Origin of the sequence: Pseudorhodoplanes sp., assembly GCF_035565855.1 — a bacterium.
Lineage (GTDB): Bacteria > Pseudomonadota > Alphaproteobacteria > Rhizobiales > Xanthobacteraceae > Pseudorhodoplanes.
The window spans coordinates 1-9,288 of the sequence record NZ_DATMRX010000261.1; the positions used below are offsets into that span (position 1 = coordinate 1).

Genomic DNA, 9,288 nt, shown 5'->3' on the forward strand with positions numbered 1-9,288 from the left:
CGGCTCAAGCGCGCCATCGTCGCTGCGTCCGGCCGCGATCAGGTGTCCTATATCGACGCGACACGGCTTGCGACGGCGCTTCTCGGCAATTCGATCGCGGCCAACATGTTCATGGTTGGGTTCGCCTATCAGAAGGGTGCGCTGCCGCTCTCGGCAGAGTCCATCGAGAAGGCCATCGAACTGAATGGCGAGGCCGTGGCGATGAATCAGGCCGCTTTCCGCTGGGGCCGGCGTGCGGCTATCGACATGGCCGGTGTGGAGTCGCTGATCCCGAGCGCCGAAGCGCAGGATGAAAATCGCCATTTGTCGCAGACGCTGGAGGAAATCATCGAGCGCCGCGTCGCGTTCCTGACCGCGTACCAGAATGCCGCTTATGCAAAGCGGTATGCCGAATTGGTCGCAAAGGTGCGTGCGACGGAGCACCTGAATGCCCCCGGCTGTACCGGGCTCACCGAAGCGGTGGCGCGCAATCTTTTCAAGTTGATGGCCTATAAGGACGAATACGAGGTCGCGCGGCTCTACACCGACGGCACCTTTGTGAAGCAGGTCGAAACGGCTTTCGAACCGGGCAGCTTGCGCTACGAGTTCCATCTCGCGCCGCCGCTCCTGGCGCGTGTCGACAAGACCACGGGCGAGCCGCGCAAGATGAGCTTTGGGCCGTGGATGATGCGCGTCTTCGGGTTGCTCGCGAAACTGAAGGGCTTGCGCGGCACGGCGTTCGATCCCTTCGGGTATACCGAGGAGCGGCGCACCGAGCGTCGGCTGATCGCGGATTACGAAAATCTGTTGAACGAGATTCTGCCGAAACTCACTTCCGACAATCACCCGCTCGCGGTCGGGCTCGCGGCGGTCCCGGAAAAGATACGCGGCTTCGGCCACGTAAAGCTGCGCAATCTCAAGGCTGCCGAGGCGCACCGGGACGCGCTGCTGGAACAGTTCCGGACAGCCGGCGCGCCGATGCTGAAGGCGGCGGAATAGTCCAGCGTCTTTTGGTTCACCTCCGGCAGGCTTGACCGGCCCACCGCGCTGTCTTCTTATCTTGAACACGGAAACAAGCCGGAAATCGGCGGCCGTGCGCAGGCGCGACGTGGGAGGATGCCTTGGCAACAGCGGCAGACGCTGCTGCGGATACTTTTCCGAAGCTGCTGCTTCACCATGCGCAGGTGCGAGGAGACCATCCCGCATTGCGGCATAAGGACATGGGTATCTGGCAGACCTGGACTTGGTCCGATCTGCGACGCGAGGCCTTAGCGATAGCGCTTGGTCTTTCGAAACTCGGCGTGAAGCGCGGCGACACCGTCGCCATAGCCGGCAACAACCGCCCCCGTCTCTACGAAACCATCCTTGCGGCTCAGGCGCTCGGTGCGATCCCGGTTCCGGTCTACGCCGACGCGGTCGCCACCGAAATCGCCTATGTGCTCGACCACGCCGATGTCGCGGTCGCGGTGGTGCAGGACCAGGAGCAGGTCGACAAGATCCTGTCGGTCCAGGAGCAACTGCCGAAGCTGCGCCACATCGTCTATGACGAGACCCGCGGCTTGCGCGACTACGACCACAGCCGCCTGCACGATCTCGGAGCGATCGTCGCGGAAAACGAGGCGATCATGGCCGGCGATCCCGAAGCGGCCGCGCGCATCGAGCGCGAGATCGCAGCCGGAACCGCGACCGACCCATCGATCATCCTTTACACCTCGGGAACCACCGGCCGGTCCAAGGGCGTGGTGCTGTCGGCCGGCCGCTGCATCGCGGCCGCGCGCGATACGGTGGAGTTCGACCAGCTGACCGACAGGGATGTCGTGCTCGCCTATCTGCCGCTGGCCTGGGTCGGCGACCATTATCTGAACTATGCGCAAGGGCTGGTCGCAGGCTTCTGCACCGCCTGCCCGGAATCGCCGGATACCGCGCAGCAGGACCTGCGCGAGATCGGCCCGACCTTCTATTTCGCGCCGCCGCGGGTGTTCGAGAATCTGCTGACCCGCGTGATGATCCGCATGGAAGATGCGGGTTACCTGAAGCGTCGGATGTTTCATTACTTCATCGACGTGGCGCGCCGTTATGGCGAGAAAATTCTCAACAAGCGGCCCGTTCCGCTCGGCGGACGGCTGCTCTACGCGCTCGGCGAAATCCTGGTTTACGGTCCGCTGAAGAACGTGCTCGGCTTCTCGCGCGTGCGCGTTGCCTATACCGCGGGCGAGGCAATCGGTCCCGAGCTGTTCTCCTTCTATCGCTCGCTCGGCTTGAACCTCAAGCAGCTCTACGGGCAGACCGAGGCATTCCTCTACGTGACCTGCCAGGCCAACGGCGACATCCGTCCCGATACGGTTGGTCCCGCCGCGCCGAACGTGGACATCAAGATTTCCGAGACCGGCGAAGTGATGTTCAAGTCGCCCGGCATGTTCCTCGGCTATTTCAAGGAAGACGACAAGACCGGCGAAGTGATGACGCCGGATGGCTATGTGAAAACCGGCGATGCCGGCTTCTTCGACCAGACCGGCCACCTGAAGATCATCGATCGCGCCAAGGATGTCGGCAAGCTCGCGAACGGCGCGCTGTTCGCGCCGAAATACATCGAGAACAAGCTGAAATTCTATCCCAACATCCGCGAGGTCGTGGCTTATGGCGACGGGCGCGATTTCGTCACCTGCTTCATCAACATCGACATGACCGCGGTCGGCAACTGGGCCGAGCGCAACAATGTGGTCTATGGTTCGTACCAGGAGCTGGCCGGCAATCCGCGCGTCTATGAGCTGATAGAGCAGCATGTCGCCGAGGTGAATCGCTCGCTTGCGAGTGAGGATGTGATGGCCGGCGCGCAGATCAAACGCTTCCTGATCCTGCCCAAGGAACTCGATGCGGACGATGGCGAGGTCACGCGGACCCAGAAGGTACGGCGCGGCTTTGTCGCCGAGCGCTACAAGCCGCTGATCGACGCGCTCTACGACGGTTCGAAGGAAGCGGACATTGCGACCGAGGTGACCTTCGAGGACGGCCGCAAGGGCATGATCCGAGCCCGCGTCAGGATCGTCGATATGAAGACCGAGCCGGTCCCCGTGCGAACGGAGAAAGCGGCGTAATGGTGCTGACCTGTTTCAATGCTCGCGCTTCTTCTTTTCCCTCCCCCCGCGAAACGGTGGGGAGGGTCGGTTCGCGTCGCGCCAGCGAGGCGAACCGGGGTGGGGGGCTTTCTTGGTGTCACGGCGCTTTTGTAAATTGTCCCCCACCCCCGACCGCTCCCCACCACTCGCTGCGCTCGCGGGGGGAGGGGAACAGCGATCGCGCTAGCGCGCCGCGTTGTTGTGGGGGGCGGCGATGAGAGCGCCGTCGCAATCCGACATCGCTGCCGGTGAGGTGTTGCTCGCGGTCGAGCACGTGTCGCTGTCCTTCGGCGGCGTGAAGGCGATCCGCGACGTGTCCTTCGACATCAGGAAGGGCGAGATCCGCGCCATCATAGGTCCGAACGGCGCCGGCAAGACCTCCATGCTGAACGTCATCAACGGCTTCTACACGCCGCAGCAGGGCAGGATCACCTTCAAGGGCAAGACCCGCGCGAAGATGCGCCCCTATGACGCCGCACGCGGTGGCATCGCCCGCACCTTCCAGAACGTCGCGCTGTTTCGCGGCATGACCGCGCTCGACAACATCATGGCCGGGCGCACGCTGAAAATGCATCGCGGCCTGTTCTGGCAGATCATCCGTTTCGGACCCGCTCTGGCCGAGGAAGTGGAGCACCGGAAGCGCGTCGAGGAAATCATTGATTTCCTCCACATCGAGCATATCCGCAAGGTCCCGGTCGGCCGGCTGCCCTACGGGTTGCAGAAGCGCGTCGAGCTCGGACGCGCGCTGGCGATGGAGCCGGACCTTCTTTTGCTCGACGAGCCGATGGCCGGAATGAATCTCGAGGAAAAGGAAGATATGTCGCGCTTCATCCTCGACGTGAACCAGTATTTCGGCACCACGATCGCGCTGATCGAGCACGACATGGGCGTGGTGATGGATCTGTCGGATCGGGTGATCGTGCTCGATTACGGCCAGAAGATTGCAGACGGCACACCGGACGAGGTGAAAGCGAATCCCGCGGTGATCGATGCCTATCTCGGCGTGGCACATTGAGGGCGGGCGGGATGATCGCGAAGCTCGACATCGCCTCCTGCACCTCCCGGACTCGCTCCCCCCTTGCGGGCGGAGGTGAAGAGCAGCATGCGTGGAGGGGCTTCGCCTGATGGACCTCCTCTACAAGATCTTCATCGATCCGTTCATACAGATGGGGGGAGCGCCCGATCTCTTGCTCCAGACCCTGTGGGAAGGGCTCGTCTCCGGTGTCCTCTATGCGCTTATCGCGCTTGGCTTCGTGTTGATCTTCAAGGCGTCGGGCGTCTTCAATTTCGCGCAGGGCATCATGGTGGTGTTCGCGGCCCTGACGCTGGTCGGGCTCCATGCCAAGGGTGTGCCGGCCTTTCTCGCGCTCGCGCTCACCATTCTCGTGATGCTGGTCCTCGCCATCGGCGTGGAGCGGCTGATGCTGCGCCCCCTCGTCAACCAGCCGGACATCATCCTTTTCATGGCAACCTTCGGGCTGACCTATTTCCTGATCGGCCTTGGCGAAATCATCTTTGGCGGCGAACCCAAAGTGATGATCACCAACGAATTGTTCCTGCCCAAGGGTGCGGTCGAGTGGAAGGTATTCGGCGGCTTCGTCTCGTTCCAGAAGATTGACATCGCCGCCGCCATCATCGCCTCGATCATGGTGGCCGTGCTTGCGGTGTTCTTCCAGAAGACGCGGATTGGACGCGCCCTGCGCGCGGTCGCCGACAGCCACAAGGCCGCGCTCTCGGTCGGCATTTCGCTCGAGCAGATCTGGGTCATCGTCTGGTTCGCGGCCGGCATCGTCGCGCTCGCCACCGGCATCATGTGGGGCGCGCGCTCCGACGTGTCCTTCGCATTGCAGATTCTCGCGCTGAAGGCGCTGCCGGTGCTGATCCTCGGCGGCTTCACCTCGATCCCCGGCGCGATCGTGGGCGGCATCATCATCGGTGTCGGCGAGAAGCTCGGCGAATTCTATTGGGGCCCGCTGCTCGGCTCCGGCATCGAGAGCTGGCTCGCCTACATGATCGCGTTGGTCTTTCTCCTGTTCCGGCCGCAGGGCCTGTTCGGCGAGCGCATCATCGAGCGGATTTGAGGGCAGTCAGATGTTCTACCGCGAGACCGGCCAGTACAAGACGGACTACGCCGCCGACATGGCGCTGTTCCCGATCCGGCAGGACCGGATCGGCATGATGCTGATCCTGTTCGTCGCCTTCGTCGTCATCCCGCTGACGATGTCGAGCTTCGTCCTGTCGGCGGTGATGATCCCGATCCTGGTCTTCTCGCTCGCCTCGATCGGGCTCAATCTCCTGACCGGATATACCGGACTGATCTCGCTCGGCACGGCCGGCTTCATGGGTGTCGGCGCCTATGCGACCTACAAGTTCACGACCTGGCTTCCCGACGTCAATATCGTGGTGCTGATCCTGCTGTCCGGATTCGTGTCGGCGGCAGTCGGCGCGCTGTTCGGCTTGCCGTCGCTCCGCATCAAGGGCTTCTATCTCGCGGTTGCGACGCTGGCCGCCCAGTTCTTTCTGTCATGGTGCTTCGTGCGCGTGCCCTGGCTCGTGAACTACAACGTGTCGAATGCGATCGAGGTCCCGACCCGCACAATCTTCGACATCCCGGTCACCGGACCCAATGCGTCTCCGGTGGTGCGCTATCTCGTGGTGTTGACCATTGTGGTGGCGATGACCTGGGCCGCCTCCAATATCGTGCGCGGCCGGATCGGACGAAGCTGGATGGCGGTGCGCGACATGGACATCGCGGCGGAATTGATCGGCATCCGGCTCTATCGCACCAAGCTGCTCGCCTTCGCGATTTCGTCTTTCTATTGCGGCGTAGCCGGCGCGCTGATGGTGTTCCTGTGGCTCGGCGCGGCGGAAGCTGACTCCTTCAACATCAACCAGTCTTTCATCATCCTTTTCATGGTGATCATCGGCGGACTTGGTAGCCTGATCGGATCGTTTTTTGGCGCCACGTTCATCTGGGGCCTGCCGATCGTGTTGCGTGCGGCGCCGGAATTCTTCGGCGTTGCGGTCAAGTCGGCGACCGTCGAACACATTCAGTTCATGGTGGTCGGGGCGCTCATCATTTTCTTCCTCGTCGTGGAGCCGCACGGGTTGGCGCGGCTCTGGCAGATCGGAAAGCAGAAATTACGGGTGTGGCCTTTCCCCTACTGACAGGGCACACTCGGTCCAATTCCCCGGCTCCATGGGTGCTCGGGGACATAACACGACCGGCCTTAGCGCCGGCGCTTAAAGGGAGAAACACAATGAGTCTCAAATACCTTGCCCTCGGCGCGGCGGTTGCCGGCGTCCTTGGCGGCGCCGCGATTTCGACCGCGGCGGTTGCACAGGAGACAGTCTATATTCCGCTTCTCACGTACAGGACCGGTCCTTTCGCGGGTTCAGGCATCCCGATCGCGAACGGCATGAACGATTATCTGCAAATGCTCAACGAGCGCGACGGCGGCATCGGTGGCGTCAAGATTGCGATCGAGGAATGCGAGACCGGCTACGACACCAAGAAAGGCGTCGAATGCTACGAGCAGGTCAAATCGAAGAAGCCCGTCATCATGAATCCGTGGTCAACCGGTATCACGCTTCAGGTCATCCCGAAGGCGTCGGTCGACAAGATCCCGGTGCTGTCGATGGCCTATGGTTTGTCGGCGGGCGCGGTCGGCGACCAGTTTCCCTGGGTGTTCAATCCGCCCGCGACCTATTGGGACGGCCTGTCCATGATCTTCCGCTATATCGGCGCCAAGGAGGGCGGCCTCGACAAGCTGAAGGGCAAGACCATCGGCTATATCTTCTTTGACGGCGGTTATGGCCGCGAGCCGATTCCGCTGCTCGAACAGCTCGCCAAGGATTACGGTTTCAACGTGAAGCTCTATCCGGTGCCGGCGACCGAGATGCAGAACCAGTCGGCGCAGTGGCTCAACGTGCGGCGCGACCGTCCGGCGTGGATGATCATGTGGGGCTGGGGCGCGATGAATCCGACGGCGGTGCGTGAAGCGACCCGCATCAACTATCCGATGGACAAGTTCGTCGGCGTCTGGTGGTCCGGTGGCGAGGACGATGCGCGCGGCGGTGGCGAAGCAGCCAAGGGCTATCTGACGCTGAACTTCAACGGCGTCGGCACCAATTACCCGGCGCTGCAGGACATCAAGAAATACGTGGTCGACAAGGGCAAGAGTCAGGTCGCGGCGGACAAGTTCGGTGAAAATCTCTACAACCGCGGCGTCTACAATTCCGTTCTGATGGCAGAGGCGGTCCGCAACGCGCAGAAGATCACCGGCAAGAAGGTGGTGACCGGCGAGGACGTGCGGCGCGGTCTCGAAACCCTCAACATCAGCGCGGCGCGGTGGAAGGAACTGGGGCTGCCCGAGTTCGCTTCGCCTGTTGCGGTGTCGTGCACGGATCACAGCGGGCACCAGGCTGCCTATATGCAGCAATGGGACGGCGCAAAGTGGGTGAAGGTGTCCGACTGGATTGCGCCGATGAAGGAGAAGGTTCGCCCGATGTTGGAAGAGGCGGCCAAGGACTATGTCGCCAAGAACCAGCCGTGGCCGAAGCGCACTGAGCCTTGCGACAAGGCGTCGTGATGTAACTTAGCCCCCTCTCCCCTCCGGGGGAGAGGGGGCGCGCGTGGAGATGTGGATGACCGTCACTTCTTTGCGGAGCGAGACAACACCCGCACCCGCCACGGACAAGATTCTCTCCGTGAACAATATCGAGGTGCTCTACGATCACGTCATTCTCGTTCTGAAAGGCGTCTCGCTCGAGGTCGAGCGGGGCGGCATCGTGGCGCTGCTCGGGGCCAACGGCGCCGGCAAGACGACGACGCTCAAGGCGATCTCCAACCTTCTGCATTCCGAGCGCGGCGAAGTGACCAAGGGCTCGATCGTTTTCGACGGCGCCGAGGTGCAGTCGCTGTCGCCGAACGAACTCGTGCGCCGCGGCTGCATCCAGGTGATGGAAGGCCGGCATTGCTTCGGCCATCTCACCATCGAGGAAAATCTGCTGACCGGGGCCTTCACCCGCAAGGACGGGCGTGTCGCCATCAACCGCGACCTCGAAATGGTCTACGGCTATTTCAAGCGGCTGCGCGAACGGAAGAATTCGATGGCGGGCTATACGTCCGGCGGCGAGCAGCAGATGTGCGCGATCGGCCGCGCGCTGATGTCGCGTCCCAAGATGATCCTGCTTGACGAGCCGTCGATGGGACTTGCGCCGCAGGTCGTGGAAGAGATTTTCGAGATCGTGAACGATCTCAACGTGAAGGAAAATGTGTCCTTCCTGCTGGCCGAGCAGAATACCAACATGGCGCTGAAATACGCGCGCTACGGCTACATTCTGGAGAACGGCCGCGTGGTGATGGATGGCGACGCGAAGTCGCTTGCCGAGAACGAGGACGTGAAGGAATTCTATCTCGGCATTGCCGAGGGCAAGCGCAAATCGTTCCGCGAAGGCAAGCATTACAAGCGCCGTAAGAGGTGGCTCGCGTGATGTCTTCTCCCTCCTTCCTTGAGGGGGAGGGACGGAGAGGGGGTAACGATATTTTTTCTGGAGTGGTTCGTCGGGCTTGCCCCCTCCCGGCTCACTTCGTTCGCCGGCCTCCCCCGCAAGGGGGGAGGCGAACGGAGTAGGTGGATGAAGCGCGATCACTATGACTCACTTGAAACCCGCGATCCGGCGCAGCGTGAGCGTGACATCGTCGCGCAGATTCCTGGACTGATCTCGCGCGCAAAATCAGCTCCCGGCTGGGCGAAGCATCTTGATGGCGTCGATCCGAAATTCGTCACCTCACGTTCGGCGCTCGCCAAACTGCCGCTCCTTCGCAAATCCGATCTGCCGCGCTTGCAAGCGGAGACCCCGCCGTTCGGCGGCTTCAATGTCACGCCGCCCTCAAAGGCGAAGCGGCTTCTGATGTCACCGGGACCGATCTTCGAGCCGGAGGGGCACGGGACGGACTTTGCCGGCGTCGCGCGCGCGATGTTCGCGGCCGGCTTTCGCGAGGGGCAGATTGTCCTGAACTGCTTTTCGTATCACCTGACGCCCGGCGCCTGGATGTTCGAATCCGCCGCCGAAGCGCTCGGCTGCCCGGTCATCCCGGGCGGTGTCGGCAATACCGAGCAGCAGGTCGAGGCGATCGCGCGGCTTCGGCCGGATGGCTATACCGGCACGCCCGATTTCCTGAAGGTCC

The 9,288-nt window shown here is 62.4% G+C and carries 8 protein-coding genes; all 8 read left to right on the forward strand.

Features of this window, described 5'->3' with window-relative positions; translation table 11 throughout:
- A partial coding sequence (locus VN004_RS14680) for a DUF6537 domain-containing protein (protein ID WP_325611414.1) occupies nucleotides 1-978 on the forward strand: 978 nt, incomplete at its 5' end.
- Between the two features lie 122 nt (nucleotides 979-1,100).
- Nucleotides 1,101-3,074 carry an AMP-dependent synthetase/ligase gene (locus VN004_RS14685; protein ID WP_325611415.1) on the forward strand — a complete coding sequence of 658 codons (1,974 nt, stop codon included), beginning with the start codon at nucleotides 1,101-1,103 and terminating at the stop codon, nucleotides 3,072-3,074.
- 235 nt (nucleotides 3,075-3,309) lie between these two features.
- Nucleotides 3,310-4,110 carry an ABC transporter ATP-binding protein gene (locus VN004_RS14690; RefSeq protein ID WP_325611416.1) on the forward strand — a complete coding sequence of 267 codons (801 nt, stop codon included), beginning with the start codon at nucleotides 3,310-3,312 and terminating at the stop codon, nucleotides 4,108-4,110.
- Between the two features lie 109 nt (nucleotides 4,111-4,219).
- The gene (locus VN004_RS14695; RefSeq protein ID WP_325611418.1) at nucleotides 4,220-5,176 is read left to right on the forward strand and encodes a branched-chain amino acid ABC transporter permease; all 957 of its coding nucleotides are present in this window, start codon (nucleotides 4,220-4,222) and stop codon (nucleotides 5,174-5,176) included.
- 10 nt (nucleotides 5,177-5,186) lie between these two features.
- Entirely contained in the window at nucleotides 5,187-6,263 is a 1,077-nt protein-coding gene (locus tag VN004_RS14700) for an ABC transporter permease subunit (protein WP_325611421.1), read from the forward strand.
- 92 nt (nucleotides 6,264-6,355) lie between these two features.
- Entirely contained in the window at nucleotides 6,356-7,687 is a 1,332-nt protein-coding gene (locus VN004_RS14705; protein ID WP_325611424.1) for an ABC transporter substrate-binding protein, read from the forward strand.
- 55 nt (nucleotides 7,688-7,742) lie between these two features.
- Nucleotides 7,743-8,591, forward strand: coding sequence for an ABC transporter ATP-binding protein (locus tag VN004_RS14710; protein WP_325611428.1), 849 nt, complete (start codon nucleotides 7,743-7,745; stop codon nucleotides 8,589-8,591).
- A 144-nt stretch (nucleotides 8,592-8,735) separates the two neighbouring features.
- The coding region (locus VN004_RS14715) for a phenylacetate--CoA ligase family protein (RefSeq protein ID WP_414710314.1) at nucleotides 8,736-9,288 on the forward strand (553 nt) is incomplete at its 3' end.

Coding starts and splice junctions, on each gene's coding strand:
- VN004_RS14690 (WP_325611416.1), top strand. CDS start 3,310: ATGAGAGCGCCGTCGCAATCCGACATCGCTGCCGGTGAGGTGTTGCTC.
- VN004_RS14695 (WP_325611418.1), top strand. CDS start 4,220: ATGGACCTCCTCTACAAGATCTTCATCGATCCGTTCATACAGATGGGG.
- VN004_RS14700 (WP_325611421.1), top strand. CDS start 5,187: ATGTTCTACCGCGAGACCGGCCAGTACAAGACGGACTACGCCGCCGAC.
- VN004_RS14705 (WP_325611424.1), top strand. CDS start 6,356: ATGAGTCTCAAATACCTTGCCCTCGGCGCGGCGGTTGCCGGCGTCCTT.
- VN004_RS14710 (WP_325611428.1), top strand. CDS start 7,743: ATGACCGTCACTTCTTTGCGGAGCGAGACAACACCCGCACCCGCCACG.